This window comes from Streptomyces sp. NPDC088350 (assembly GCF_044753545.1).
Lineage (GTDB): Bacteria > Actinomycetota > Actinomycetes > Streptomycetales > Streptomycetaceae > Streptomyces.
In genome coordinates, this window is sequence record NZ_JBIVNL010000005.1 from 179,748 (window position 1) to 206,086 (window position 26,339).

Annotated in this window: 27 protein-coding genes; 13 read left to right on the forward strand and 14 right to left on the reverse strand. The window is 70.9% G+C overall.

What is annotated here, in order from left to right:
- Nucleotides 1-44: 44 nt before the first annotated feature.
- Nucleotides 45-1,169: a PLP-dependent cysteine synthase family protein gene (locus ACIQBL_RS18680; protein ID WP_401942925.1), complete on the reverse strand. Its 1,125-nt coding sequence runs from the start codon at nt 1,167-1,169 to the stop codon at nt 45-47.
- A gap of 307 nt (nt 1,170-1,476) precedes the next feature.
- Here ACIQBL_RS18680 and ACIQBL_RS18685 point away from each other — a divergent pair, with 307 nt between their 5' ends.
- Together ACIQBL_RS18685 and ACIQBL_RS18690 are read left to right on the forward strand one after the other, a co-directional pair.
- Entirely contained in the window at nt 1,477-1,800 is a 324-nt protein-coding gene (locus ACIQBL_RS18685; protein WP_401942926.1) for a hypothetical protein, read from the forward strand.
- Between the two features lie 266 nt (nt 1,801-2,066).
- Nucleotides 2,067-2,618 (forward strand): ATP-binding protein, encoded by a 552-nt coding sequence (locus ACIQBL_RS18690; RefSeq protein WP_401942929.1) that lies wholly within the window; start codon nt 2,067-2,069, stop codon nt 2,616-2,618.
- Between the two features lie 405 nt (nt 2,619-3,023).
- On the opposite strand, the gene ACIQBL_RS18695 is transcribed toward ACIQBL_RS18690, so the two are convergent.
- From ACIQBL_RS18695 to ACIQBL_RS18705, 3 genes are read right to left on the reverse strand one after another with little or no spacing between them, the layout of a single operon-like run.
- Entirely contained in the window at nt 3,024-5,585 is a 2,562-nt protein-coding gene (locus ACIQBL_RS18695) for an ABC transporter permease (RefSeq protein ID WP_401942932.1), read from the reverse strand.
- Complete coding sequence (locus tag ACIQBL_RS18700; protein ID WP_401942934.1) at nt 5,582-6,334, reverse strand: ABC transporter ATP-binding protein; 753 nt, start codon at nt 6,332-6,334, stop codon at nt 5,582-5,584. The genes ACIQBL_RS18695 and ACIQBL_RS18700 overlap by 4 nt, the downstream gene beginning before the upstream one ends.
- On the reverse strand, nt 6,331-6,627 hold the full coding sequence (locus tag ACIQBL_RS18705) for an SHOCT domain-containing protein (protein WP_401942937.1): 297 nt from the start codon (nt 6,625-6,627) through the stop codon (nt 6,331-6,333). The genes ACIQBL_RS18700 and ACIQBL_RS18705 overlap by 4 nt, the downstream gene beginning before the upstream one ends.
- 213 nt (nt 6,628-6,840) lie before the next feature.
- On the opposite strand from ACIQBL_RS18705, the gene ACIQBL_RS18710 reads away from it, so the two are divergent.
- From ACIQBL_RS18710 to ACIQBL_RS18730, 5 genes are all read left to right on the forward strand, one after another.
- Nucleotides 6,841-7,407 (forward strand): TetR/AcrR family transcriptional regulator, encoded by a 567-nt coding sequence (locus ACIQBL_RS18710; protein ID WP_401942940.1) that lies wholly within the window; start codon nt 6,841-6,843, stop codon nt 7,405-7,407.
- Nucleotides 7,408-7,493: 86 nt separating this feature from the next.
- On the forward strand, nt 7,494-8,078 hold the full coding sequence (locus tag ACIQBL_RS18715) for a DUF4865 family protein (RefSeq protein ID WP_401942943.1): 585 nt from the start codon (nt 7,494-7,496) through the stop codon (nt 8,076-8,078).
- Nucleotides 8,075-8,992 (forward strand): phosphotriesterase, encoded by a 918-nt coding sequence (locus ACIQBL_RS18720; protein ID WP_401942945.1) that lies wholly within the window; start codon nt 8,075-8,077, stop codon nt 8,990-8,992. Before ACIQBL_RS18715 ends, ACIQBL_RS18720 begins: the two co-directional genes overlap by 4 nt.
- 142 nt (nt 8,993-9,134) lie before the next feature.
- Nucleotides 9,135-10,193: a permease gene (locus tag ACIQBL_RS18725; RefSeq protein ID WP_401942948.1), complete on the forward strand. Its 1,059-nt coding sequence runs from the start codon at nt 9,135-9,137 to the stop codon at nt 10,191-10,193.
- Nucleotides 10,194-10,254: 61 nt separating this feature from the next.
- Nucleotides 10,255-10,449, forward strand: a complete 195-nt coding sequence (locus ACIQBL_RS18730; protein WP_401942951.1) for a hypothetical protein — start codon at nt 10,255-10,257, stop codon at nt 10,447-10,449.
- Nucleotides 10,450-10,605: 156 nt separating this feature from the next.
- On the opposite strand, the gene ACIQBL_RS18735 is transcribed toward ACIQBL_RS18730, so the two are convergent.
- The 4 genes from ACIQBL_RS18735 to ACIQBL_RS18750 form a co-directional block, all read right to left on the reverse strand.
- The gene (locus ACIQBL_RS18735) at nt 10,606-11,787 is read right to left on the reverse strand and encodes an SPFH domain-containing protein (protein ID WP_401942953.1); all 1,182 of its coding nucleotides are present in this window, start codon (nt 11,785-11,787) and stop codon (nt 10,606-10,608) included.
- 11 nt (nt 11,788-11,798) lie between these two features.
- Nucleotides 11,799-12,050, reverse strand: a complete 252-nt coding sequence (locus ACIQBL_RS18740; protein WP_019058117.1) for a hypothetical protein — start codon at nt 12,048-12,050, stop codon at nt 11,799-11,801.
- Nucleotides 12,051-12,157: 107 nt separating this feature from the next.
- Nucleotides 12,158-13,372 carry an ROK family protein gene (locus ACIQBL_RS18745; RefSeq protein WP_401942956.1) on the reverse strand — a complete coding sequence of 405 codons (1,215 nt, stop codon included), beginning with the start codon at nt 13,370-13,372 and terminating at the stop codon, nt 12,158-12,160.
- 138 nt (nt 13,373-13,510) lie between these two features.
- Nucleotides 13,511-14,152, reverse strand: a complete 642-nt coding sequence (locus ACIQBL_RS18750; RefSeq protein WP_401942959.1) for an alpha-ketoglutarate-dependent dioxygenase AlkB family protein — start codon at nt 14,150-14,152, stop codon at nt 13,511-13,513.
- Nucleotides 14,153-14,229: 77 nt separating this feature from the next.
- Here ACIQBL_RS18750 and ACIQBL_RS18755 point away from each other — a divergent pair, with 77 nt between their 5' ends.
- Nucleotides 14,230-15,363, forward strand: coding sequence for a methyltransferase (locus tag ACIQBL_RS18755; protein ID WP_401942962.1), 1,134 nt, complete (start codon nt 14,230-14,232; stop codon nt 15,361-15,363).
- On the opposite strand, the gene ACIQBL_RS18760 is transcribed toward ACIQBL_RS18755, so the two are convergent.
- Nucleotides 15,353-16,222 carry a ketose-bisphosphate aldolase gene (locus ACIQBL_RS18760; RefSeq protein WP_401942963.1) on the reverse strand — a complete coding sequence of 290 codons (870 nt, stop codon included), beginning with the start codon at nt 16,220-16,222 and terminating at the stop codon, nt 15,353-15,355. The two genes, ACIQBL_RS18755 and ACIQBL_RS18760, sit on opposite strands and share 11 nt — an antisense overlap.
- A gap of 36 nt (nt 16,223-16,258) precedes the next feature.
- Nucleotides 16,259-17,140 (reverse strand): SIS domain-containing protein, encoded by an 882-nt coding sequence (locus ACIQBL_RS18765; protein WP_401942965.1) that lies wholly within the window; start codon nt 17,138-17,140, stop codon nt 16,259-16,261.
- 124 nt (nt 17,141-17,264) lie between these two features.
- On the opposite strand from ACIQBL_RS18765, the gene ACIQBL_RS18770 reads away from it, so the two are divergent.
- Complete coding sequence (locus ACIQBL_RS18770) at nt 17,265-18,044, forward strand: DeoR/GlpR family DNA-binding transcription regulator (protein ID WP_401942967.1); 780 nt, start codon at nt 17,265-17,267, stop codon at nt 18,042-18,044.
- 91 nt (nt 18,045-18,135) lie between these two features.
- On the opposite strand, the gene ACIQBL_RS18775 is transcribed toward ACIQBL_RS18770, so the two are convergent.
- From ACIQBL_RS18775 to ACIQBL_RS18785, 3 genes are all read right to left on the reverse strand, one after another.
- Entirely contained in the window at nt 18,136-18,588 is a 453-nt protein-coding gene (locus tag ACIQBL_RS18775) for a phospholipase (RefSeq protein ID WP_401942970.1), read from the reverse strand.
- Between the two features lie 167 nt (nt 18,589-18,755).
- Complete coding sequence (locus ACIQBL_RS18780; RefSeq protein WP_401942972.1) at nt 18,756-19,496, reverse strand: TIGR03943 family putative permease subunit; 741 nt, start codon at nt 19,494-19,496, stop codon at nt 18,756-18,758.
- Nucleotides 19,493-20,536 (reverse strand): permease, encoded by a 1,044-nt coding sequence (locus ACIQBL_RS18785; RefSeq protein WP_401942975.1) that lies wholly within the window; start codon nt 20,534-20,536, stop codon nt 19,493-19,495. The genes ACIQBL_RS18780 and ACIQBL_RS18785 overlap by 4 nt, the downstream gene beginning before the upstream one ends.
- A 117-nt stretch (nt 20,537-20,653) precedes the next feature.
- On the opposite strand from ACIQBL_RS18785, the gene ACIQBL_RS18790 reads away from it, so the two are divergent.
- On the forward strand, nt 20,654-21,496 hold the full coding sequence (locus tag ACIQBL_RS18790) for a PhzF family phenazine biosynthesis protein (protein ID WP_401942978.1): 843 nt from the start codon (nt 20,654-20,656) through the stop codon (nt 21,494-21,496).
- A 120-nt stretch (nt 21,497-21,616) separates the two neighbouring features.
- Here the strand turns inward: ACIQBL_RS18790 and ACIQBL_RS18795 are convergent, their stop codons facing one another.
- Complete coding sequence (locus ACIQBL_RS18795) at nt 21,617-22,333, reverse strand: FadR/GntR family transcriptional regulator (RefSeq protein ID WP_401944029.1); 717 nt, start codon at nt 22,331-22,333, stop codon at nt 21,617-21,619.
- 297 nt (nt 22,334-22,630) lie between these two features.
- On the opposite strand from ACIQBL_RS18795, the gene ACIQBL_RS18800 reads away from it, so the two are divergent.
- Genes ACIQBL_RS18800 through ACIQBL_RS18810 form a run of 3 tightly spaced genes read left to right on the forward strand, consistent with a single transcriptional unit; the run spans nt 22,631 to nt 26,335 of the window.
- A complete protein-coding gene (locus ACIQBL_RS18800; RefSeq protein ID WP_401942979.1) occupies nt 22,631-23,527 on the forward strand; it encodes a proline iminopeptidase-family hydrolase in 897 nt (298 codons plus the stop codon).
- A 58-nt stretch (nt 23,528-23,585) separates the two neighbouring features.
- Nucleotides 23,586-25,310, forward strand: coding sequence for an ABC transporter substrate-binding protein (locus ACIQBL_RS18805; protein WP_401942982.1), 1,725 nt, complete (start codon nt 23,586-23,588; stop codon nt 25,308-25,310).
- Nucleotides 25,307-26,335: an ABC transporter permease gene (locus tag ACIQBL_RS18810; protein ID WP_401942985.1), complete on the forward strand. Its 1,029-nt coding sequence runs from the start codon at nt 25,307-25,309 to the stop codon at nt 26,333-26,335. The genes ACIQBL_RS18805 and ACIQBL_RS18810 overlap by 4 nt, the downstream gene beginning before the upstream one ends.
- Nucleotides 26,336-26,339: the final 4 nt, after the last annotated feature.

Genomic DNA, 26,339 nt, shown 5'->3' on the forward strand with positions numbered 1-26,339 from the left:
GCCGCAAATCGGCACAGCCCCGCGCCTCTTAGGGGCGCTACAGCTCAGGTCGGCCACACCCCTGTCGCCAACAGCGATGCGATCGCCTTGCTGTACGGGGCGATGTCCATGCCCTGTTCCGTCAGCCAGGCGTCCGAGTAGTACTTGTCGAGGTAACGGTCGCCCGGGTCGCACAACAGGGTGACGACGCTGCCCTGTTGGCCCGATTCCACCATCTCGGCGACGATTTTGAGGGCACTCCAGAGGCCGGTGCCCGTGGATCCGCCCGCCTTGCGGCCGATGGCCTGTTCCAGTGCTCGTACGGCGGCGACGCTGGCCGCGTCCGGGACCTTCATCATGCGGTCGATCGCACCGGGCACGAAGCTCGGTTCCATACGGGGGCGGCCGATGCCCTCGATGCGGGAGCCGCAGTCGCAGGTGACGTCCGGATCGCCGGTGGTCCAGCCCTCGAAGAAACAGGAGTTCTCCGGGTCGGCGACACAGACGCGGGTGTCGTACTGCATGTAGTGGACATAGCGCGCGAGGGTCGCCGAGGTGCCGCCGGTACCGGCCGTGGCGACGATCCACGCGGGCTCCGGGAAACGCTCCAACTCCAGCTGACGGAAGATGGATTCGGCGATGTTGTTGTTGCCGCGCCAGTCCGTGGCCCGCTCCGCGTAGGTGAACTGGTCCATGTAGTGGCCGCCGGTCTCCACCGCGAGGGCGGCCGACTCCTCGTACATCTTGCGCGAGTCGTCCACGAAGTGGCACCGGCCGCCGTGGAATTCGATCAGGCGGATCTTCTCGGGGCTGGTCGTGCGCGGCATGACCGCGATGAAGGGAACGCCGACGAGTTTGGCGAAGTACGCCTCGGAGATCGCCGTCGAACCGCTGGACGCCTCGATCACCGGTCGGGTGGGCCGGATCCAGCCATTGCAGAGGCCGTAGAGGAAGAGGGAGCGGGCGAGGCGGTGTTTGAGGCTGCCTGTCGGGTGGGTCGACTCGTCCTTCAGGTACAGGTCGATGCCCCAGCGCTCGGGGAGGGGGAAGCGGAGCAGGTGTGTGTCGGCCGAGCGGTTGGCGTCGGCCTGGACCTTGCGGACGGCTTCTTTCAGCCAGTTCCGGTAGGCGCCGTCACTGCGGTCGACGTCGAGGGTGGCGCCGGTCAGGGCCTGTGGGGTGGTGCTCACGGCGGGGCTCCTTACGCTTCGCGCCGACGGCGCGTCGCGCGGCCGACACCTCGATCATATGCACCTTCAGCACGCTCCTCACCTGCATAAACGCATCTTTGGGAAGGCCAAAGGCACCCCTGGGGAGCGGTCGGTACGCATCCTGGGGGCGCATTTGTGCGAGTGCTCCGGGTACTCACCGTGACCGGGTCGTACGTACTGGTGCTCGACGCCCCGGGCGGGCAGACTGCACCGGAGCGGGACGAACGTCCTGAACGGGGGCGCACACTGGATCACGGGATGTCCTGGACCAAGGGGGCGGGGAAGCATGGCGGAGCCGGAGTTCACGGCCACGGGCGTACGGATCGGGAAGCGGCTGCGGTCGCTCACCCGGGCCGGACAGGTCCGGATCAATGACGGCAGGCTGGAGTTGCTCACCAGCTACGGCAGCGAGATCGACAGCGCGCCGGTGCAGGCGGTGCGGGCGTCCAGGCCCTGGTTCGCCCCCGAGGATCGGGCACTTGCCGACCTCAACGGCAAGAGGTACCTGCTGACTCTCGGCGAACACGACCCCGCGCCGGGTCAGCCTGGTCCACCGGCGGCACGCCGGTTTATCGAGGCCGTACGCAAGGCGGCGGGGCGGGGCGGGTAGCAGCCTCGGATCGGCGCGGCGGGGCGCATCCGCTGATGGGCACGGCGGGCTGCGACCGGCGATCGGCACGATGGAACAGCTGCGGTCGGCCGCGAGTTGCGGGACCGCGGCCCTTGCGTCACTCTGGTCTCACGTCACTCTGGGTTTACCGGCGATAACGCTGCGAACCAGCCCGCCGGGTACAACAGCAGGCGGCCGTTTCCCTTGACCACCCTGCTGGATCCGAACTCCGTGTTCTTCCGGACCTCAGTCGGGGAGTCGCAGCCGTGATCAGTCACCCAAGCAGGCACTGCACGGTGGAGCTCCAAGCCCTGCCGTCGCGGATCGGCCAGGTCCGCAGAATCGTATCTGCGCAGTTGCGCTACTGGCATCTGGATCCTCTGATAGACCGGGCCGCGCTCGGTGTCACAGAGCTCCTCACGAACGTCCACCGGCACGCCCAGCCCGACAAGACGTGCATCGTCGAGATCGAGCTGCTGCTCGACCACCTCATGGTCTCGGTGCACGACCACGATCCCCGGCTTCCAGTGGTGGGGGACATCGACGAGGTCGCGCCTACGGCCACCTGCGGGCGCGGGCTCGCGATGGTCGCCGCGGTCAGCGAGAGCTGGGGTGTGCGGCCGGACGGCGATTCCGGGAAGGTCGTGTGGTTCACGCTCACCGCGCCCAAGCCCGCGACCGCTACGCCGACGCCGGATCGTTCGCCGCGTCGTCCGGCTGTGGAGAAGCCCGCGCACCGGTTCGTCACCGAGGTCGAGCACCCGGTCGACGGCCACCGGCCCCAACACGCTCCCGCCCGGTCGGCCGTTGCCGGTTGATCGGGCGGTGATTTGTTGGGGGGGGCGGCTTTGAGGCGCCGGGCGGGGGCGGGGTAGGGAGGCGGCTTTGCGGCACCGGGCAGGGCGGGGTTCGGACGGCGAGACTCCCGGACCGGCCTTCAGACGGCCATGCACCTGAGCCGGGATGGAGAACACGCGATGCCCGGGCCGGTGTTCTGAACGCACCCACGCGCGCACCTCTTTTGGTTCGGTCGCCTTCGGGGCGCTGGAAGCCGGTGTCGAGAGCCCCACCGTGCTCGACCCTTCGGGCGTCCGCGCGCTGGAGCTCTCGACACCGGCGCGCCCCTACGGCTCCCTCTCGGCCGACGCGTGGGGACAGTCAGGCTTGGTGGGCCCTCGACGGTGGTTGAACTGGGCGCCGTAGACCCTCCTCCCCCGTCATTTTCACTCGGTGGCTATCGCCCGCAGAACGTCCAGCCGTGCTGCCCTGCGCGCCGGGCGCAAGCCCGCCAGCGCTCCTGCGGCCGGGCCCACCAGGGCCACCACCACGAGTTGCACGGGCGGGATCGCGAAGGCGAAGGAGCTGTCGCTCGCGCCCTCCGAGGCCTTGACCAGGACCCAGCCGAGGAAGGCGCCGAGGGCGAGTCCGCCGACCGTGCCGAAGGCCGCGACGAGGACCGACTCCCAGCGGACCATGGCCCGGAGTTGGGAACGGGTCTGGCCGACCGCCCTCAACAGGCCCAGTTCGCGGGTGCGTTCGTGGATCGCCAGGGTCAGTGTGTTGGCGATGCCCAGCAGCGCGATCAGGACCGCGAGGGCGAGCAGGGCGTAGACGAGGGTCAGCATCATGTCGATGCCGCCGGCCGAGGACTGTGCGTATTCGTGGCGGGTCTGGACTTGTGGGTTGCCGTATCGGGCGGCGATCCGCTCGACCGCGGCCTTGCCCTTGGCCGTGCTCACGCCGTTCCTGAAGGAGACGGCGACGAGTGTGTCCGAGTCCTGGGTGCGGTGCGGGGCCCAGGCGGCGCGGGTGATGACGTAGTCGCCGGCGAGTTCGGACCGGCCGTAGACCGCGCGGACCGTGAAGGTCTTCTTCTGGCCGTCGGTGAAGGCCAGTTGGGCCGTGCTGCCGGTGGTCAGGTGCTGCCGGTCGGCCTCCGTCCTGGTGATGGCGATGCCGTCGGTGCCGAGGTCGCGGAGCGAGCCTTGGACCGTGCCCAGGTCGAAGGTGCGGGCGAGGGCCGTGGGGTTGGTGACGGTCAACGCCCGTCCCCTGCCGTCCACTTCGGCTACTCCCCGGCCGAGTCCTACTGCTGTGTCCACCTCGGGCAACTGATCTATGGCTCCGGCGAGTTCGGGGCTCAGTCCACTGCCGCCCGCGCCGAAGGAGGGGGTGCTGACGGCTATGTCACCGGCGAAGGACCGGGACACGGTCTGGTCCATCGTGGCCTTCAACGAGGCGCCGAAGACGGTGAACAGCGATACCACCGCCACACCGATCATCAGCGCGCTCGCGGTGGCGGCCGTGCGGCGGGGGCTGCGCAGCGCGTTGCGGCGGGCGAGTCCGCCGGTGACACCCCGCAGCCGGTCCAGGGGGCCGCCGAGGACGCGTACCGCCGTGGAGGAGGCGACGGGGCCCAGGACGACGAAGGCGACCAGGGACAGCACCGCCCCAAGTCCCGCCAGCGGCAAGGACGGTGAGACCAGTATGCCGGTGAGGGTGGTGCCGACCGCGAGGGCGGCCAGGGCCACTCCGGTCACCGCGCGGACGCGGGACGCGCCGGACTGGTCCACGGCCGTTTCACGCAGTGCGGCCAGGGGGGCGGTGCGGCCCGCGCGTACGGCCGGCATGAGTGCGGAGCCGAGGCAGACGACGATGCCCACGGCGAGCGGCAGGGCCATGGAGAGGGCGTGGATCACCAAGTCGCCTTCGGGGAAGGGGAATCCGATCGCCGGGAACAGGGTCTGGAGAGCCGCTGCTATGCCGATGCCGCCCGCGAGTCCGGCGGCCGACGCGGTGACGGCGACGACGCTCGCCTCGGTGACGGTGGCCGCGGTGATCTGGCGGCGCGAGGCGCCGAGGGCGCGCAACAGGGCGTTCTCGCGGGTGCGTTGGGCGATGACGATGGCGAAGGTGTTGTGGATGGAGAAGGTCGCGACCAGCAGGGCGATGCCGGAGAACACCAGCAGGAACGTGGTGAAGAGGGTCAGGAACCGGGACGAGACCATGTCCGTGTTCTCCTGCGCGGACCGTTGACCCGTGATCGCCTCAACTCCCTTGGGCAGTACGGGCGTCAAGCGGTCGACGAGCTGCTTCTGGGTGACGCCGGGGCCCGCGCGCACGCTGATGGTCGACGCCTCGCCGGGCTTCGCGGTGAGGTACTTCTCGGCGTCGGCCTGTGTCATCCCGGTGAAGGTCACCTGCGCCATGCCGTCCTCGCCGCCGAAGGTCGCGAGGCCCACGATCGTCACCTGGACGGGGTCGGGCGTGCGCAGGGTCGTCGTGTCGCCGATCTTCAAGTGGCCCTTGTCGGCGGCACCTCGGTTGACGACGACCTCGCCGGACCTCGCCGGGGCGCGGCCCTCGGCGAGCCGGTACGGGTTGAGCTTCGGGTCGGTGATCCAGTTGCCGGCGAGGGTGGGCGGGCCCTTGCCTCCGACGGCTTCGCCGTTGGCGCCGACGAGTTGGCCCGCGCCCTGGACGCTGGGGGCGGCTGCCGCGACGCCGGGGACCTGCTCGACGGTCTTCACCAGGGCCGTGCTCACCGGTTGCCGTACGCCCTGGCTCTCGCCGGGTGTCGTGATGGCGTCGGCGCTGCGGACCACGGCGTCCGTGCCGCTGGTCGCGTCGCCGAACATGGTGTCGAAGCCGGCGCGCAGGGTGTCACCCATGACAAGGGTGCCGGCGAGGAAGGCGACGCCGAGGAACACGGCGAGGAACGTACCGGCGAAACGCCTTTTGTGGGCGCGCAGGGAGGACATGCTCAGGCGCACGGACGCGTTCACGACCGCACCTCCTCGAAGGCCTTGAGACGGTCCAGGACCTTGTCGGCCGTCGGGGAATCCATACGGTCCACCAGGCGCCCGTCGGCGAGGAAGACGACCTCGTCCGCGTGGGCGGCGGCGACCGGGTCGTGGGTCACCATCACGACCGTGCGGTCCGTCTCCCGTACGGCGCGGCGGAGCAGGCCGAGGACCTCGCCGCCGGAGCGGGAGTCGAGGTTGCCGGTCGGTTCGTCGGCGAAGACGACCTCGGGGCGGCCCGCGAACGCCCTTGCCACGGCGACGCGTTGCTGCTGGCCGCCGGAGAGCTCCGAGGGGCGGTGCTGGAGCCGGTCGCGCAGGCCGACGACGTCGACGAGCGCGTCGATCCACTCCTGGTCGCCCCGGGACCCGGAGAGGTCGAGGGGCAGGGTGATGTTCTCCGCGACGGTCAGCGTCGGGATCAGGTTGAACGCCTGGAAGACGAAGCCGATTCGGTCGCGGCGCAGGAGGGTCAAGCGTCGGTCGTCGAGGGCGCCGAGTTCCGTGTCGCCGATGTGGGCGGTGCCCGAGCTGAGCGTGTCCAGGCCTGCCGCGCAGTGCATCAGGGTGGACTTGCCGGAACCCGAGGGACCCATGATCGCGGTGAAGCGGCCGGCCGGGAAGCCGACGCTCACCCCGTCCAGGGCGCGGACGGCGGTGTCGCCGACGCCGTAGACCTTGACGGCGTCGACGACCCGCGCGGCCGTGCGGGTGGTGGTCGCGGTGGTCATGCCGGGCCGCCGCCCTTGCCGGTGCGGCCGAACTGCTCGTCCAGGACGGACAGGCGGCGCCAGTACTCGTCCTCGTCGATCTCGCCGGAGGCGAAGCGGCGCCCGAGGACGGCCAGCGGGGAGTCTCCGGTGGGTCGGGGGTCGGTCATCGCGCGCCACGGGCCGCCGCGGCCACGCCAGGCGGTGCGGCGCAGGACGGTCACCACGCCGACCGCCACGGCCGCCCAGATCAGCGGGAAGAGCAGGATCCACGGGCCGGGGCCGCCGCCGTTCCAGTTCGCCAGAGTCTGCATGTCGATTCATCTCCAAGGAGCCTGGAGCCCTCGATGGGCTTCCGGTGATGTGTCGAGACTGGCTCCCGGGAGGGGTCCGGGTCGTCGTACTGCCAGCGGCAGTGCGTGTACCTCGCGGGGAGTACGTGAGGGCGTTGCGGCTGCTCCATAAGCCGTCGACAAGCCGACGACAAGCTGTGGACTTCTGTAACTACTAGTATGTACAGTGGCTGTATGGGCACCCCGGAGCGACTGATCGAGTCCACGCGCGAGCTGCTGTGGGAGCGCGGCTACGTCGGTACCAGCCCCAAGGCGATCCTTGAGCGCGCGGGCGCCGGGCAGGGCAGTATGTACCACCACTTCAAGGGCAAGCCTGATCTGGCGCTGGCGGCGATCCGGCGGACGGCCGAGGAGTTGCGGACCACCGCCGAGGGAGTACTCGACGGGCCGGGCACGCCGTACGAGCGGATCGAGGCGTATCTGCGGCGCAAGCGCGATGTGTTGCGCGGGTGTCCGGTCGGGCGGCTGACGATGGATCCGGACGTGATCGCCAGCGCCGAGCTGCGCGAGCCGGTGGACGCGACGCTCGACGCGATCCGCGAGCGGCTCGCCGGAATCGTCGAAGAGGGCAAGGAGCAGGGGCAGTTCGGGCCGGAGCTGGACGGTGAGGAGATCGCCTCGACGATCCTCGCGACCGTGCAGGGCGGGTACGTACTGGCCCGCGCGTCCGGTTCACCGGCCGCCTTCGACGCCGGTGTCCGGGGACTGCTCTCCCTTCTCTCGCCCTCGACTCCCCGATAGGAGTCCCGGTACGTGCGGATCACCAGGAAGCATCCCGACACCCGGCCGGGTCCGGCGGAGAACTTCCCCTTCCGAGGAGGCACTTGATGCACGCCATGCACTACGAACTCACCCTTCCCGGCGACTACGACATGGGCATCATCCGGAACCGGGTCGCGCGGGTCGGGCATCTGCTCGACGACTGGGACGGCCTGGGCTTCAAGGCGTATCTGGTGCGTGAGCGCGGGGTGCACGGTTCGCCGGTCAACCAGTACGCGCCGTTCTATCTGTGGAACACGGTGGAGGGCATGAACCGCTTCCTCTGGGGCGGCGCCTTCCAGAGACTCGTCAATGACTTCGGGCGGCCCGAGGTGGTGCAGTGGACGGGCCTCGCGTACGAGGAGGGCGGTGCCGCGGGCTCCCCCGCCGCTGTCGCCGTACGCCGGCGCCAACGGATGGCGGAGGGTGGGGAGTTGGTGGCGGTCATGGAAGAAGCGGTGGGTGAGACCCGGCGGTTGGCCGGTGAGGACGGCGCGGTGCTCGCGACGGCTGCCGTCGACCCGCACAGGTGGGAGCTGGTTCACTTCTCGCTCTGGGAGCACGACATGCCGAAGGCGGAGGGGGACGTGTTCCAGGTGCTGCATCTTTCGGAGCCGGGGCGGGGCGGGTTGCCGCGCGGCCGGCAGTGGTGAGTGCCGTCGCCGTCGTCCGTACGGTGCTGGGGGATGTGGGCCCGCAGGAGCTGGGGGTGTGCGACGCGCACGACCATCTCTTCATCCGGAGCCCTCAACTCCCGGGCCGGTCGCTGGGCGACGCCTCTGCCGCGCAGGCCGAGTTGGGCGCGTTCCGTGCCGTGGGCGGTGACGCTGTCGTGCAGTGGACGCCGTACGGGATGGGGCGGCGGGTCGCTGATCTGCCGCTGTTGTCCCGGGCGACGGGTGTGCATGTGGTGTGCGCGACCGGGTTGCATCAAGCGGCGCACTACAGCCCGGAGTTGCTGGAGAGCCTGCGCGGCAAGCTGGCCGAGGTCTTCGTCGCCGAGCTGACGGAGGGCATCGGGCCGTCCGGTGTCCGTGCCGGGATCATCAAGGTCGCGGGCGGCTTCCACGGCCTCGACACGCACGCCCGCTGGACGATGGCCGCCGCGGCCGAGGCCCACCGTGCGACGGGCGCGCCGATCGCCGTCCACCTGGAGCTGGGCACGGGGGCACTGGACGTACTCGACCTGCTGTGCGGCGAGTTGGGCGTCGCACCGCACCGGGTGATCCTCGGCCACCTCAACCGCTCCCCCGACCTCGTCGTCCAGCGCCAGGCCGCCGACGCGGGTGCCTACCTCGCGTTCGACGGACCGTCCCGCGCCCACCACGCCACGGACTGGCGCATGCCGGACAGCGTCCGCGCACTGGCCGAGGCCGGTTGCGGCGACCGTCTGCTGCTCGGCGGGGACACCGTGGTCGCCGGGGCGCGCTCGGTGGACGGCGGCCCGGGGATGCCGTATCTGCTGCGGCGGGTGGGGCCGCGGCTCGCGGTGGAGCTGGGTGAGGAGCTGGTGCGGCGCGTGTTCAGGGAGAATCCCGCGCGGGCGTTCGCGGTCGAGTGGTGTTGAGAGCGGCCGACGGAAGACGTGGCAGCGCCCCATGCCGTGCGCCCGGCGCGGTGCGGTGCGCCCCCCCCTCACCGGAGCCGGTCGCCGAAGGCTGACGAGGGACCGCTTTGTTCGACGCGGACATCGAACATGTGGAGCTCGTGTGCAGACGACAGTGGAGCCGCCCAGAACGGCGGAGGCGGAGGTCGCGGCGGGTGGGTGGCCTCGGTACTGGCCGCTTCTGCTGCTGGGGGCGGCTGTCGTTCCCGGGCTGCTGCTGTTCTCCGTCGGGCGGTGGATGGACTCGCCGGCCGTGCAGGCCTGGCGGACCGTGTGTCTCGCCATCACCACGCAGGCGCTGCCCTTCCTGCTGCTGGGTACGGCCTTGTCGGGGGCGATCAACGCCTTTGTCCCGGCACGGGTGTTCACGAAGGTGCTGCCGAAGCGGGCCGCGTTCGCCGTGCCGGTGGCCGGGATGGCGGGAGTCGTACTGCCGGGGTGCGAGTGCGCGTCGGTGCCGGTCGCGAACAGTCTGATCGGGCGCGGGGTCACTCCGGCCGCAGCGTTCGCGTTCCTGCTCTCCGCGCCCGCGATCAACCCGGTGGTGCTGACCGCCACGGCGATCGCGTTCCCCGCCAGCCCGGTCATGGTGCTGGCCCGGCTGCTCGCCTCGCTCGCCACGGCCGTGGTGATGGGCCGGCTGTGGCTCTGGCTGGGGCGCGAGGAGTGGCTGCGGCCGGTCGCGCGGCAACCCGGACATCAGCCGGGGCACAGCCGCTGGACGGAGTTCCGGACCGGTTTCCAGCACGACTTCCTGCACGCCGGCGGGTTCCTGGTCGTCGGGGCCATCGCGGCGGCGACCTTCGATGTCGCCGTCCCGCGATCCGTGCTCGACACGTTCGCCGGTTCGCCCTGGCTGTCGGTCCTGTTCCTGGCCGCGCTCGCGATCGTCCTCGCCGTCCGCTCCGAGGCCGACGCGTTCGTCGCGTCCTCGCTCACCGGCTTCTCCCCCACCGCCCGGCTGGCCTTCATGGTCGTGGGCCCCATGGTCGACCTGAAGCTGATCGCCCTCCAGACCGGCACGTTCGGCCGGGCCTTCGCCCCGACGGCCCACATCGGCGAACCGCCGATCCCGCTCATCTCCCGTACCCCGAGCCACCGTTCGGCGAGGACGACATGGCGGTCGCGGGCATCCCACCCCGGCTGCCGGAGCCGTTGGTGAGCCGGACGGTCACGGTGACCGAACTCGTCCTGTCACCGCGCGCGACGGCCACGAAGGGCTGTTGACCCTGGTCGCGCTGGGCTGCGGGACGGGTGTGGTGTCCCGGCTCGTGCTGGAGACCAGTGCCGTACGGGAACGGCCGGCGGTGGTCCCGGCGGAGCCGCCACCGGAACCGTTCCCGATCGGACTGTGCGTACGGCGGGCCGATCCGCGCCGCCCGCTGGTGGCGGCGCTGTGGAGCCTCACAGCGTCGTAGGACTCGTCAACGCCCTGAGGGCGGCGCCCTGAAAGGGGCGCGGAGCGGTGTCGATATGCGGCTCCGCCGCGTGGGCGCGACCAACCACGACGGAGCCGCAGCAAACCAGCAACCCAGCAAACCGACGCCGCCATACCCGCACACCCAGCGGAGCGCCTAGTCGAGGTCCACCGGGCCGTCGTCCTTCTTGTCGTCTTTCTTCGCCTGGAGCTGGAGCAGGTTCTTGACGTCCGCGCCGGGGCGGCGGCCGTCGGAGTCCGCGCCGCCCAGGTTGCCCCGGACCGAGTCCAGGATCGTCAGGCCCTGTGAGACCAGGCCGGCCGCGATCTCGCCGAGGCCGTCCGCGCCGTTGAGGACGTTGACGTTGGCTCCGGCGAGGCCGCCGGCCGCCTCCTTCACGATCTGCGGGAGCTGGTCGATCAGCATGCGGTCGAGCGCGACCCGGTCGTAGGAGGCCGCCGCCTCGGCCTGGATCTTCATGCGCTCCGCCTCGGCGATGGCGAGCAGCTTGATCCGCTGGGCCTCGGCCTCGGCGGGCTTGACGATCTCGGCGACGAGCTGCTGCTGGCGCAACTCGGCCTGGCGCTGGGCCAGTTCGGTCTGCGCGGCCAGCACCTCCTGCTGGGCGTGGGCCTGCGCGAGCGGTCCGGCCTGCGCGGCCTGCGCCTGGGCGCGGTCGACCTCGGCCGAGTACTCGGCCTTGACCACCGCGGTCTGCCGGGCGTACTCGGCCTGGTTGCGCGCCGCGACCTGCTCCGCCTCGACCGAGGCCTGGGTGGCCTGGGCCTGGGCGATCTGGGCCTGCCGCTGGATGGCCGCCTTGTGCGGCGCGGACATGGCCTCGATGTAGCCGACCTCGCCGTCGTCGATCGACTGGATCTGCAGCGAGTCCACGATCAGGCCGATCTTGGCCATCTCGACCTTCGAGGTGTCCAGGACCTCGGCGGCGAGCTTCTGCCGCTCCGTGACGATCTCCTCGACGGTCATCGAGCCGATGATGGACCGCAGGTGACCGGCGAAGATCCGGCCGGTCAGCACCGACATCTGGTCCTGGTCGGACAGGAAGCGCTGGCCCGCGTTGATGATGCTCTCGGTGTCGTTGCCGACCTTGAACGCGATCACGGCGCGGACGTGCAGCGCGATGCCCTGCCTGGTCACACAGGTCTCGGTGACCTCGGCCTCGCACATCGACAGCGTGAGGAAGCGGGTCTTGCGGAAGACCGGGAGCACGAACTTCCCGTGCCCCGTCACCACTCGGAACGGCGCGCCCCCCAGTCCCCGCCTGCCACCCGAGATCAGCATCGCCTCATCGGGGGCGGGAACGCGGTAACCGAACATTCTGGTACTCCTCACTCAGCGCCGGCGGGGTCCCCGCCCAGCGCGTCCAATGGATCCACCCACTTGATGACGTGGACCTCACGACTTCCTCGCGACTCGATCACGAGTACGGTCGCCCCCGTGGGCAGAGGATCGTCCGACCAGGCGAGGAAGGTCTCGGAGCCACCCCGGACGCGCACCAGGATCTCGCCGGGGCCCGCGCTTCCGCGGGTCGCGATGATCACCTGCCCCGTGCATCCGATCACGGGCTCATCCTGCGGCATCACTCGCCGCCCTCCATCCTCTGGCCTTAGGTTTCCGACGATAGACCTACTCTGCCCCGGCTCCCAACGGGCACGTCGATTCCGTCCGTCACGCGCCGTCCCCAAGATCAGGACAGGGCCGCCAGCGGATCGTCGAGCACGGGCTGCCACGCCAACTCGGCGGCGCCGACCAGGCTGTTGTGGTCGAGGGTGCAGGCGAGGATCGGCACGCCCCCGCTCTGCCCCCACAGGCTCCGGTCGGCGACGACCGCGCGCAGCCGGTCCGGGTCGGCGTCCAGGAGGGTGCGGTGCAGTCCGCCGAGGATGATCCGGTCGGGGTTGAGGATGTTCACCAGGCCCGCCAGACCGAGCCCGAGCCGGTCGATCAGGGTCTCGGCGGCCTTCCGGACAGGCGGATCGTCGTAGTGGTCGCGGATCAGGTCGTTGGACTCCTGGAGCAGGGACACCTCGGGTCCGGGCTCACGACCGGCGGCCGTGAAGAAGGCGAGCGGATCGGCTTCCACGTCGAGACACCCCCGGCTGCCGCAGTAGCAGGGGCGCCCCTCGGGGTTGACGGTGAGGTGTCCGACTTCGAGCGCGAGCCCCGAACTCCCTGTGTGCAGACGCCCGTCGAGCACCAGCGCACCGCCCACACCCCGGTGTCCGGTCGCCACGCACAGCAGGTCGCGGGCGCCGCGTCCCGCGCCGTGCCGGTGCTCGGCGAGCGCGGCGAGGTTGACGTCGTTTCCCGCGAACGCCGGTCCGGTGATACCGGCCGCCCGCACGCACTCGGCGAAGATCCGCCGCACCGGCGCGCCCGCGGGCCAGGCCAGGTGCAGGGGATTCAGTGCCAGCCCCTCGGGCTCGGCGACGGCGGAGGGCACGGCGAGCCCGGCGCCCACGCAGCGCCGTCCCGTCTCGCGCAACAACCCCGCACCGGCCTCGACGACCGACCCCAGCACCTTCGCCGGGTCCGCGTCGACGGCCTCGCAGCCGGGTGCGGTCGCCACGATCCGCCCGCCGAGCCCGACCAGTGCCGCGCGGAAACCGTCGGCGTGCACCTGCGCGGCGAGCACGACCGGCCCGTCCTCGGCGAGCGCGAGCCGGTGCGAGGGGCGCCCCTGCGAACCGGCCGCGGCGCCGGGCCGGGCGTCGACCCTGATCAGCCCCAGCGCCTCCAGCTCGGCGGCGACCGCGCCGGCCGTCGCCCGGGTCACCCCCAGTTCGGCGGTCAGTACGGCGCGGGTGGGTGCGCGGCCGGTGTGCACGAGCTCCAGCGCGGGGCCGAGCGCGCCGCGGCCCCGGTCCAGCCGCGCCCTTGAGGTTGTCCCTTCGCCGCTCATGAGGGGGAGTCTCCCATGATCCGTAGAGAGAGCCGGTGGGGTTGTGGTCATAGCGCAGGCCGGTGGGGGCTTGTCGCGCCCGCGCGGCGGAGCCGCATGTCGATACAGCCCCGCGCCCCTTCGAAGCTTGCCCCGTGTTTAGAAGCCACTGACCCTCAGCGTCACGTTGAGCCTCCCCGTCAACCCCAACTCCCCCGGCGCCGTACCCCCGTACACCCGCGGCACCCCGTGATACGCCAGCCGCGACGCCCCGCCGAACACGAACAGGTCGCCGCTTCTCAACTCGATGTCCGTGTAAGGCTTCGTACGGGTCTCGGTGTTGCCGAAGCGGAAGACGCAGGTGTCGCCGAGGCTCAGGGACACGACCGGTGCCTGCGACTTCTCGTCGCAGTCGCGGTGCATGCCCATGCGGGCGTCGCCGTCGTAGAAATTGATCAGTGCGATGTCGTACGACGCCGTCGGCGCCCCCAGTGTGTCGGCGACCGCTCGTCGCCCCAGCTCGTCCAGCCAGGCCGGGAACGGCTTCACCGGGGTGCCGTCGCCGTCGGTCGCCGTACGGGCGTAGGCGTACGGGTACCAGTGCCAGCCCAGGCACACCTGGCGGGCGGTCATCGTGCCGCCGCCGGGGGTGCGGACGGTGCGCAGACCGGCCGGTGGGCGGGCCCACGCGCGGCAGGCCGTGAGCAGGGCGCGCCGGTGGTCGGGGTCGAGCCAGCCCGGCATGTGCACCGCGCCCGGCGCGACCTCCGTACGGGCCCTCGGAAACAGCTCGGCGTCCATGGCCCCATCCTGCCCCGACCGGCCATGAGCCGGCACTCGGTTAGCCTTGGCGCACGATGGACGACCATATCGACCGAATGACGACTCCGTGGGGCGCCCGCGCCCTGGCCCGCTTCCCCGAGGACCCGCGCGACCGGCTGCGCGCCTGGGACGCCTCCGACGAATACCTTCTGCGGCAGCTCGCGGACCAGGACACCCCGCTGTCCGGCACGGTCGTGATCGTGGGTGACCGCTGGGGCGCCCTGACCACGGCCCTCGCGGAGCACCAACCGGTGCAGATCACGGACTCGTTCCTCACCCAGGAGGCGACCCGGGCGAACCTCGCGCGCAACGAGATCGCGGCGGACTCCGTACGGCTGCTCACCACCCAGGACCCGCCGCCCGAGCGTGTCGACGTGCTGCTGGTGCGGGTGCCCAAGAGTCTCGCGCTGCTGGAGGACCAGTTGCTGCGGCTGGCGCCCGGGGTGCACACCGACACGGTCGTCGTCGGTACCGGGATGGTGAAGGAGATCCACACCTCGACGCTGAAGCTGTTCGAGCGGATCCTCGGCCCGACCCGGACCTCGCTGGCCGAGAAGAAGGCCCGGCTGATCCACTGCGCGCCCCGGTCGTCGGCGGCCCGTGCCACCAATCCCTGGCCGCACAGTTACGCCCTGCCCGACGGCATCGGCGCGGTCTCGGGGCGGACGGTGGTCAATCACGCGGGCGTGTTCTGCGCCGAGCGCCTCGACATCGGCACCCGTTTCCTCCTCCAGCACCTGCCCGAAAGCCGCGGCCCCCGCAGGGTCGTCGACCTCGGGTGCGGCAACGGTGTGGTGGGTACGGCGGTGTCGCTGGCCGATCCGGAGGCCGAAGTCCTCTTCGTGGACGAGTCGTTCCAGGCCGTCGCCTCGGCGGAGGCCACGTACAAGGCGAACGGCGTTCCGGGGCAAGGGGAGTTCAGGGTCGGGGACGGGCTGGTCGGGGTTCCGGCCGACAGTGTCGACCTCGTGCTCAACAATCCCCCGTTCCACTCCCACCAGGCGACGACCGACGCGACGGCCTGGCGGATGTTCACCGGGGCGCGGCGCGCGCTGCGTCCGGGCGGCGAGCTGTGGGTGGTCGGCAACCGGCATCTCGCCTATCACGTGAAGCTGAAGCGGCTGTTCGGCAACAGTCAACTGGTCGCCAGCGACGCGAAGTTCGTGGTGCTGAAGGCCGTCAAGCGGTAGTCCCACCGCGTCCGGCGAGCACTCCGACGATCCGGGCCACCGTCCCGGCCATCGCCTCCCGCCCCACGCTCAGGTACTTCCGGGAGTCGACCGCCTCGGGGTGTGCGGCGAGGAAGGCGCGGATCGCGCCGGTCATCGCGAGGTTGAGGGCCGTGCCCACGTTGACCTTGGCGATGCCGCCTGCGACGGCCGCGGTCAGTTCGTCGTCGGGGACGCCTGAGGAGCCGTGCAGGACGAGGGGAACGTCCAGGGTGGCGCTGAGCCGCTTGAGGAGGGCGTGGTCGAGGGCGGCGGTGCGGGTGGTCATCGCGTGGGAGCTGCCGATGGCCACCGCGAGGGCGTCCACACCGGAGTCGGCGACGAACGCGCGGGCCTGAACGGGGTCGGTGCGGGCGCCGGGAGCGTGGGCGTCGAGCGGCGGCTCGCCGTTCTTGCCCCCGACCTCTCCCAACTCGGCCTCGATCCACAGCCCTTGGGAGTGTGCCCAGTCGGCGGCGGCGCGGGTCGCGGCTAGGTTCTCGGCGTACGGGAGGCGGGCCGCGTCGTACATCACGGAGCTGAACCCGGCATCGGGTGCCTGCCGCAGCAGGTCGTCGCTCTGGACGTGGTCGAGGTGCAACGCGACGGGTACGGCGGCCCGTTCGGCGGCGGCGACGGCCGCGCGGGCTAGCGGGAGGAGGCGGCCGTAGCGGAACTTGACGGCGTTCTCGCTGACTTGGAGGACGACGGGGGCGTCGGCGGACTCGGCGCCGGCGACGACGGCCTCGATGTGTTCCAGGGTGATGATGTTGAAGGCGGCGACGGCGGAGTGGGCGGTGGCGGCGCGGGTCACTAGCTCGCCGGTGGTGACGAGGGGCACGGCCTGTCCTTTCCTGGAGTCTGGAGGTACCGGGCTTCAGGGGGCGAGGATCACCGAGCGGGTGAGGTGGCGCGGCCGGTCGGGGTCGAGGTCCCGGTATGCGGCGACGGCGACCGCCAGGCGCTGGGCGCGGACGAGTTCGGCGAGCGGGTCGAGGCCGCCGTCGATCCACAACCCGCCGGTGGCGCCCACCTGTTGGGCGAGTCCCTCGGGTGCCTCGCCGAGCATCCAGGTGGCGGTGCCGCGGGTGGTGATGCTGATCGGGCCGTGCCGGTACTCCATCGCAGGGTAGGCCTCGGTCCAGGACAGGGAGGCCTCGCGCATCTTCAGCCCGGCCTCGTTGGCGAGCCCGACGGTCCAGCCTCGGCCGAGGAAGGTGAACTGGGTGCAGGCGACGAGTTGTTGGGGCAGTTCGGCGGCGAGCGCGGTGCGGGCGTCGGCGACCACGGCGTCGCTGTGCAGTCCAAGGTGGGCGCGGAGCAGGGTGACCGCGGTGGTCGCGAACCGGGTCTGCACGACGGAGCGTTCGTCCGCGAAGTCGAGTACGACGACCTCGTCGGCGGCGGTCATGACGGGGGTGTGCGGGTCGGCGGTTATCGCGGTGGTGCGGGTGCGCCCCTTCAACTGGCCCAGGAGTTCCAGGACTTCGGTGGTGGTGCCGGAGCGGGTGAGGGCGAGGACCCGGTCGTATGTCCGCCCGTACGGGAACTCCGAGGCGGCGAAGGCGTCGGTCTCGCCCTGGCCGGCGCCTTCGCGCAGGGCGGCGACGGCCTGCGCCATGAAGTACGAGGTGCCGCAGCCGACGATCGCGACCCGCTCCCCCGGCGCCGGGAGCACCCCCTTGTGTCCCGCCGCCTCCGACGCGGCGCGGGTCCAGCACTCGGGCTGGCTGTTCAGCTCGTCCTCGACATGGGTCATGCCGTACCCCTCCCCAGGAATGCTTGTTCCTGCAAGATATAGCGAGCTTTCGAGCACAATCAAGCACTCCAGCGCGAGTGGTGTGCGCTAGGGTCGCCGGAGAATCGAGGAACGGAGAGTGCGGATGTCCCGCGACGCCCGCTGGAAGACGCTGCTGGAGCTGCTCGTGGAGCGCGGGCGGCTCGACGTCGAGGAGGCGGCTGCCGACCTCGCGGTATCGGCCGCGACGATCCGCCGTGACTTCGACCAACTCGCCGAGCAGCAGATGCTGGTGCGCACCCGGGGCGGCGCCGTCGTGCACGGGGTGTCGTACGAACTGCCGTTGCGCTACAAGACCGCCCGGCACGCCTCCGAGAAGCAGCGCATCGCGAAGGCGGTCGCCGAACTCGTCGCGCCCGGCGAGGCGGTGGGGCTGACCGGCGGTACGACCACCACGGAGGTGGCCCGCGCCCTGGCCGTGCGCGGAGACCTGGGCTCCGGAACACCCGCGCTGACCATCGTGACAAACGCGCTCAACATCGCCAACGAGCTTGCCGTACGGCCCCAGTTCAAGATCGTGCTGACCGGTGGCGTCGCGCGCCCGCAGTCGTACGAACTCGTCGGGCCCCTCGCGGACGGGGTGCTCTCGCAGATCACCGTCGATGTGGCGGTGCTCGGTGTGGTCGCCTTCGACGTGACGCACGGCGCGGCGGCCCACGACGAGGCGGAGGCAGCGATCAACCGGCTGCTGTGCGAGCGCGCCGAGCGCGTGATCGTCGCGGCCGACTCCAGCAAGCTCGGTCAGCGCGCGTTCGCGCGGATCTGTTCGGCGGAGTCGGTGGACACGCTGGTGACGGACACGGCGGTGGCGCCGGAGATGGTGCGGCGGTTCGAGGAGGCGGGGGTTCGGGTCGTCACCGTGTGACCGACATGAACCCGCCTTGCCTGGGCGGAGTTGCGGGACGCCGTGGGTCGACGTCCCGCACCCCGCGACCAGTTGACGGTCCGTCAGCCTGTCATCCGAAGACTTTGACGGCCTGGTAGTAGGTCCACGCGGTGCTGTCGCACGCGGTCGCGGTGGCACCGCTGTACTTGGTGCAGACGCGCTTGAGGTCGTCGTAGAAGGCGCTGTCGAGCCGTGACTTGTTGGCGCTGAAGGCGCCGGCGGCCTTGTAGTTGCGGTAGCCGAAGTCGTGGCGGGCGCAGGACGCGGCGAAGGGGAAGCCGAAGGGATTGTCGGGCGAGTCGGAGCAGTAGTCGGTGGACCAGTCGAACTCGTAGGCGGACCAGGCGGTTCGGTTGGCGCGGGCCGCGGCCCACAGGTTGTAGCTCGACGCGCTGGTCCGGGTCCAGCTGGAGAGGACCTGGGGCTTGTCGGCGGGTGTGGCGGTGGCGGCTGTCGCGGTGGCGACGACGGCGACCAGGGCCAGAGTCGAGGCGGCGAGACCGGTGGCGAGTCTGCGGTGCATCCAACACCTCCACGAGACCGCGATCCGCCCGTCGGATCGCAGGTTCATGACAAGATGATTTACTCGTCGACCACCCCTTCACACCGCATGTGCCCCAAAGACCCGTTAACTCTCGGACCCGGCCGGAGAGCGGAGCATGAACCCCACGGAAGAATCCGGCCGGGACGTCACCGGGTCGGGGTGAGGGGCAGGTCGTCCGTGAAGGCGTTGACCGGCTGGGCGATGGGCCGGGTGCCGTGGACGTCGAGGGCCGCCGCCGCGGACCTCGTGCCGAGTGCGCCCCGGGTGTGCCAGGTCCCGGTGACGGCCAGCCAGGTGTTGGCGGGCGGCGCCGGGGTGCCGTACATCCGCACCTTGACCGTCTGGGCGTCCGCCGCGCAGCAGGTGAAGATGATCCGGGTCAGGTCCCAGCCGCCGGCCCGGCCCGGGGTCACGAAGCCGGTCATCTCGACGCTGCGGCCCTTGATGGCCAGCTCCTTGTCCTGCTGGACCCGGGTGGTGAAGTCCGTGAGGGTCATCGGGAGGGGTGAGGTCGCGGGCAGTGCGGCGAACCGCTTCTGCTGTTTGACGGTCTCGCTGCCGGCGTGCGCGGCCGTGTAGGCGCCGAGGGCGGGTGGGGCGTAGAGGAGGAGGCTGAGCGCGGGGAGGAAGAGCAGCCAGGCGATGCGGGGTGCGGTGGAGTGGTCGTGCCCGTGGTCGTGCCCGTGGTCGTGCTTGTCCTCCTCTGCCGAACCGCGGTCCAGTGCCGCGTGGGTCAGGCCCAGCAGCAGGAGGAGTACGCCGGAGACGATCAGCAGCGGGCGCAGGCCCTCCTTGACGTAGCGCAGGTAGAGGTCGGTGAAGAGGGCGGTGTGCAGGAGGCCCAGGCCGGTGAGGACCAGGAGCAGTACTTGGGCGGTGCGCTTCACAGCAGGGCGCCTCCGATCAGGACGCTGGCGGCCACGGCCACGACGGTGGTCGCGGTGGAGAAACGCAGCGCGAACGCCCGGCCGAAGGTGCCGGCCTGAAGGGCGATCAGCTTGAGGTCCACCATGGGGCCGACCACCATGAAAGCCAGCCGGGCTGTGGGCGAGAAGCCTGTGAGCGAGGCGGCTACGAACGCGTCGGCCTCGGAGCAGACCGCGAGGACGACGGCGAGTGCGGCCAGGAACAGCACGGACAGCCAGGGCGAGCCGGAGAAGGTGTCGAGCACGGAGCGCGGGACGCTCACGTTGAAGGTGGCCGCGGCCATCGCGCCCAGGACGAGGAAGCCGCCGGCGTGCAGGAAGTCGTGCTGGAAGCCGAGCCGGAACTCCGTGAGGCGGCTGTGTCCCGACTGATGGCCGGTGTGCCGTACGACCGGGCGCAGCCACTCCTCGCGGCCGAGCCAGAGCCACAGCCAGCCCATGGCGGCCGCGGTGGCCAGCGAGGCGAGCAGCCGGGCCAGCACCATGGCGGGGCTGCCCGGGAAGGCGACGGCGGTGGCGGTCAGCACGATCGGGTTGATCGCGGGCGCCGAGAGCAGGAACGCGAAGGCGGCGGCCGGGGTGACACCCCGGCGGATCAGGCTGTTCGCGACCGGCACGGACGCGCATTCGCAGCCGGGCAGGACGACTCCGGCGATCCCGGCGACCGGGACGGCGAGCGCGGCCCGCTTGGGCAGCACCTTGGTGAACAGGTCCGCCGGCACGAAGGCGTTGATGGCGCCGGAGAGAGCGGTGCCCAGGAGGAGGAAGGGCAGCGCCTGCACGGTGATGGCCAGGCAGACGGTCCGCCAGGCCGCGACGGCGGGGCCGTTCAGCCACGGCGTGCCCGACAGCACGAGCACGGCCGCCGCCAGGCCGAGCGCGATGACCACGGCCTTCACGGGCGGGGGTCTGCGGCGGGTGCGGCGCCGTCGCTCGGGTGGGTGGACGGCGGCCTGGGCCGCCGCCTCCGTCACATCAAGCAGCTCATCCGTTTTTGGCATTTTTGCTCCGAATGTCTGACGTTGTGACAGAACATAGCGAGGAGTACGGCCGCCACCGCGCCCCCACGCCGTCCCGGCCGCAGGTCGGGGCTCACGGCTCGGGAGTACGGTGCCGGTGTGATCGACCGACCGCCTGTCATGATCGTCCGTGCGTGTCTGCGCGAGGGCCGCGGCGGCAGCCCGACCGCCGTGCTGGACGAGGTGCCGTTGAGCGACGACGAACGGTGCCGGGTACCGGTGCTGGCGGGCACGTCGCACGCCGTCTTCGTCTCGGTGCGCGGGCCGGCCGTGTCCCTTCGTTTCTTCACCGCCGAAGGTGAGCTGCCCGCGTGCGGCCACGGCACGGTCGCCGCCCTCGCCTTCCTCGCGGAGCGCGCCGGAGACACGGAGTACCGGACCACTGTGCGGACGGCGGGGCGCACCTTCGCCGGCCGGGCCGTGCGGGAGAAGGCGCTCTTCCGTGTCGCCTTCACCTCGGGGCCGGTCGAGTTGCGCGAGCCCACCGCGGCCGAGTGCGGGCTCGTCCTGCCGGCGCTGGGCGTCACCCCGCACGCCCTCGCACCCGGCACGCGTGTCGCCTCGGTCGGGCGGGCGCGACTGCTGGTTCCGGTCGCGACACGCTCCACGCTCGCCGCACTCGCCCCGGACTTCGAACAACTCGGCGCGGCCTGCGACCGGTTCGGACTGCTCGGCTGCTACGTCTACTCGGCCCCGGCACGCTCCGGCCGGATCGCGGCGCGCATGTTCGCGCCCTCGATCGGTGTCCCGGAGGACATCGCGAACGCCAACAGCACCGCCTGTCTCGCCGCGGATCTGGCGGGTCGGGGCGTGACCGGGATCGCCGTCGACATGGGCGACTCCCTCGGCAGTCCCGCCACGATCACCGCGACGGCGCGGCCCGGGGCGACCGTGCAGGTGGGCGGCACCGCCGAGGTCACGGGCATGATCCTGCCGTCGTAGCCGACGGAGGTCGGTCCAGGGTCCGTCCGAAGGATCAGGTCGCGGGAAAGCATCGGGGCCTGACCAGCGCCGGCGGGCGTGACGGACCCCGCGTCTACGTCAGGATCCGCCGGACAGGCCTCAGCTCGCCCGGACCCGTGCCAGCACGTCGCGGATCAGGTCGGCGCTGATGGTGAAGTGGCCCCGGGCGATCTCCTCGGCGCGTTCGGGCTCGCCCGCCGCGATGGCCTCGTACAGGGCCTTGTGGTCCTCACCGCCCTGGTGGAAGTGGGTCTGTTCGCCCTTGCCCCAGGGTTCGACGGGGAAGCCGAGGCTGATGCGGGCCAGCAGGTCCTGGCTGAGCATGACGATCTGAGGGTTGCCCGTGGCCTCGCGGACGGCCTGGTGGAAGGCGCTGTCCGCGGTGTGGGCGTCGCGCGGGGTGCTCGCGGAGAGGTAGGCGGACAGGGCGTCCCGCATGGGGTCGAGGTGCTTCGCGCTACGGCGCCGGGCGGCCGTCGCGGCCACCATCCCCTCCACCAGGCCGCGCAGGTCGAAGAGTTGCTCGAACTCCTCCCAGCGCGGCAGCAGGGTGTGCCGGACCGCGGCGGCCGTCGACTCGGTCCAGCTGTCGCGGACGTAGGTGCCGCCGTTGCGGCCGCGGCGGATCTCGACCACGCCCACGGCCTGGAGGCGGGCGACCGCCTCACGCACGGTGGGGCGGCTGACCCGGAGCAGCCCGGCGAGTTCGCGCTCGGCGGGCAGTCGTTCGCCCGGCAGGAAGTCGCCGACGGCGATCGCGGTGAGAAGGCGGTCGGAGACCTCGTCGACCGCCGAGGCGACCCGGACCGGGCGCAGCGCGGAGGTCGGGGAGCCGCCGAGGAGGACGCGGTCGAGGACGCGCGAGAACTCGTCCCCGGCTTCGGATGCCTCAGGTACGGATGTCAGCTGTCCTCCCCCTTCAATGCCGCTTCTGTAAACGCGGGCGGGCCACGTGAACTCGCCGTTACGTCTTGCCCTGCCCCCGCTAAAAGGTCTTGTGCGCTGACCTTTTACCCAATCACTATCTCACCCATCCGTCACATCCTTTTCGTTTCAGCCAGAGGCCAGAGCCGGAATCCGGCCTGGCGGACGGCCCGCCTGAGAGGCCCTCGCGTGGCGATTCCCGAACCGAATCACACCGGCACCGTCGACTTCAACGGCCATTCCACCTGGTACCGGATCACCGGCAAGCCCGGCAGGACCCCCCTGGTCGTCCTGCACGGCGGACCCGGCGCCGGCCACAACTACACGCTCAGCATCGCGGGCATCGCCGAGCAGGGACGCCAAGTGGTGCACTACGACCAGCTCGGCACCGGGCTGTCCACCCATCTGCCCGACGAGGGCGCCGACTTCTGGACCGTCCAGCTCTTCCTCGACGAACTCGACAATCTCCTCAAGGCGCTGGGCATCGCCGACGCCTACCACCTCCTCGGCCAGTCCTGGGGCGGCATGCTCGCCGCCGAGCACGCCGTACGCCGTCCGGCCGGACTTCGGGGCCTGGTCATCGCCAACTCCCCCGCATCCATGGAGTTGTGGCTCGCGGCAGCCGCCGAACTGCGGGCCGAACTGCCGCCCGAGGTCCAGCGGACCCTGCTCGCCCACGAGGCGGCCGGGACCACCGACCACCCCGACTACCTCGCCGCCGAGCAGGTCTTCAACGAGCGCCATGTGTGCCGCCTCATCCCCAACCCGCCCGAGGTACAGGCGACTTGGGAGAACATCGCGGCCGACCCGACCGTCTACCACACGATGAACGGGCCGAACGAGTTCCATGTCGTCGGCACCATGAAGGACTGGTCCGTGATCGACCGGCTCCCTCTCGTCGAGGCGCCGACCCTGCTGGTGTCCGGCCGGTACGACGAGGCGACTCCCGAGACGCTGCGCCCGTTCGCCGACCGCATCCCCGACGTGCGCTGGCACATGTTCGAGCAGTCCAGCCACATGCCGCACGTCGAGGAGGAGGAGCTCTACCTCCGGGTCGTGGGCACCTTCCTCGACTCCACCGACTGAGCCTTCGGCCTCTCCCCCGGCCGACCCAACCGCCGTTCCTCCGACGGGAGTTCCCTGGATGTCCCGCAGCACGAGACGGGGCGCGTTCGCCGCCGCCACCGTCGCCCTCGCCCTGACCGCAGCCGCCTGTTCGTCCTCCGACGGCGGCTCCTCCTCCGGCCCGACCACGTCCTCGTCGGCGTCCGGCTCCTCCGCGTTCCAGCCGCAGCACAAGGGCGGCACCCTGAAGCTGGTCGCCCACGCGGCGGCGGGCAGCTTCGATCCGCAGGTCAACTACACGCTCCAGTACTGGCAGTTGTACCAGTCGATGTACGACGGGCTGCTGTCGTTCAAGAAGGTCGGCGGCCAGTCGTCGTTCACGGTCGTCCCGGACCTGGCCGCGGCCATGCCGAAGGTCACCAACGGCGGGAAGACGTACACCTTCACGCTCCGCAAGGGCATCACCTTCTCCAACGGCAAGGCGCTCACCACCGACGACGTGGTGGCGTCCTTCCAGCGCGTCTTCAAGGTCTCCAGCCCCACCGCCGGCACCTTCTACAACGGCATCGTCGGCGCCACCGCCTGTCTGAAGACACCGGCCTCCTGCACGCTGAAGGGCGGTGTGACCGGCGACGCGACGGCGAACACGGTCACGATCAACCTCACCGCACCGGACTCGGAGTTCCCGTACAAGCTCGCCGTCCCGCACGCCAGCATCGTGCCGAAGGACTCGCCGACGAAGGACGCGGGCACCAAGCCGCTGCCGACGACCGGCCCGTACATGGCGGCCTCGTACGACCCGAACCGTGAGCTGAAACTGGTGCGCAACCCGCACTTCAAGGAGTGGTCGCGGGAGGCCGAACCGCAGGGTTACCCGGACGAGATCGACTACACCTTCGGGCAGACCGTCGAGTCCGAGGTGACCGCCGTGGAGAACGGCCAGGCGGACTGGATGTTCGACGCGCCGCCCGCCGACCGGCTCAACGAGATCGGCACCAAGTACGCCTCCCAGGCGCATGTGAACCCGCTGACGGCGTTCTGGTACGCGACGCTGAACGTCAACACGGCCCCGTTCAACAACAAGTTGGCGCGCCAGGCGATCAACTGGGCCATGGACCGGTCGGCCGTGGTGCGGCTGTACGGCGGCACCAACCTCGCCTCCCCCGCGTGCACGATCCTGCCGCCGGGCTTCCCCGGGCACGTCGCCTCGTGCGACTACACCAAGGGCGGCGGCACGACCTGGACCGCCGCGGACCTCGCCAAGGCCAAGGCGCTGGTGAAGCAGTCCGGTACGGCGGGGCAGGAGGTCGGCATCGTCACCCAGGACGACGACGTCAACAAGTCGATCGGGCAGTACCTGCAGAGCCTGCTCACCCAGCTCGGCTACAAGGCGACGCTGAAGCCGCTGTCGGCGAACATCCAGTTCACCTACATCCAGAACACCAAGAACAAGGTCCAACTCGCCCTGACCTCTTGGTACCAGGACTATCCGGCGGCCTCGGACTTCCTCAACGTGCTGTTCTCCTGCGCCGCGTTCCACCCGGGAAGCGACTCCAGCATCAACATCGCGGGCTTCTGCGACAAGGACGTCGACGCGAAGATGCAGACCGCGCTGAAGACCGCGCAGACGGACCCGACGACGGCGAACAAGCAGTGGGGCGCCATCGATCAGGCGATCATGCAGCAGTCCCCGGTCGTCCCGCTGATCAACCCGAAGATCATCGACTTCACGTCGAAGCGCCTGGGCAACTACCAGTTCAGCAAGCAGTTCTACATGCTCGTCGGCCAGACGTGGGTCAAGTGAGGACCGCCGCAACCCAGTTGGCCACCCCGGAGGCCCGGCGCTCGCCGGGCCCCTGGCGGACGGCCGGCGCCGACCTGTTGCACAACAGGTCGGCGTCGGCCGCGGCCGTCGTCCTGTTCCTCGTCGTCCTGGCGACCCTGTGCGCACCGCTGTACGCGCACCACATCGCCCACACCGACCCCTTCCAGTCCCATGTCTCCGGTACCACGGTCGTCGACGGGAAGACCGTGCCGGTGCTCACCCCGAGCAGCACCGGCCTCGGCCTCGGCGTCACCCCGATCGGCCCGACCTGGGACCCGGCCCACTACTTCCTCGGCGCCGACAACCAGGGCCGCGACGTCATGGCCCGGCTGCTCTACGGCGGCCGGACGAGCCTGTTCATCGGGTTCACGGCGGCGCTGCTCACCTGTGCCCTCGGTACGGTCGTCGGAGTCGTGGCCGGTTACGCGGGCGGTGTCGTGGACGCCGTCATCTCCCGTGTCCTGGACGTGATTTGGGCCTTCCCGGTGTACCTGCTGGCGATCTGTCTCTCGGTCGTCCTCCTCACCGACGGACTGCACCTCGGCCCGCTCACCGTCGAGGCGGGGAGTCTCTGGCTGCCCGTCGCGATCATCGCGGCGATCTATGTGCCGTACATCGCACGGCCGTTGCGCGGTCAGGTACTGGTGCTGCGGAACAAGGAGTACATCCAGGCGGCCGTGGGCTCCGGGGCGCCGACCGTGCGCATCCTGCGCCGCGAGGTGCTGCCGAACGTCCTGCCGACGGCGATCGTGTTCGTCCCGCTGATGACCGCGCTGGCGATGCTGACCGAGTCGGCGCTGTCCTTCCTGTCCGTGGGCGTCCAGCCGCCGGACGCCAGTTGGGGCACGATCATCGAGGACGGACTCGGGCTGCTCTACACCCGGCCCGCCGTGACGATCGCGCCCGGCCTGCTGATCGCGCTGACCACGGCGGCCCTCAACGTCCTCGGCGACGGGGTGCGCGACGCGCTCGACCCGGGCGCCCGGCTGCGCGGAGGGGTGTGACGGT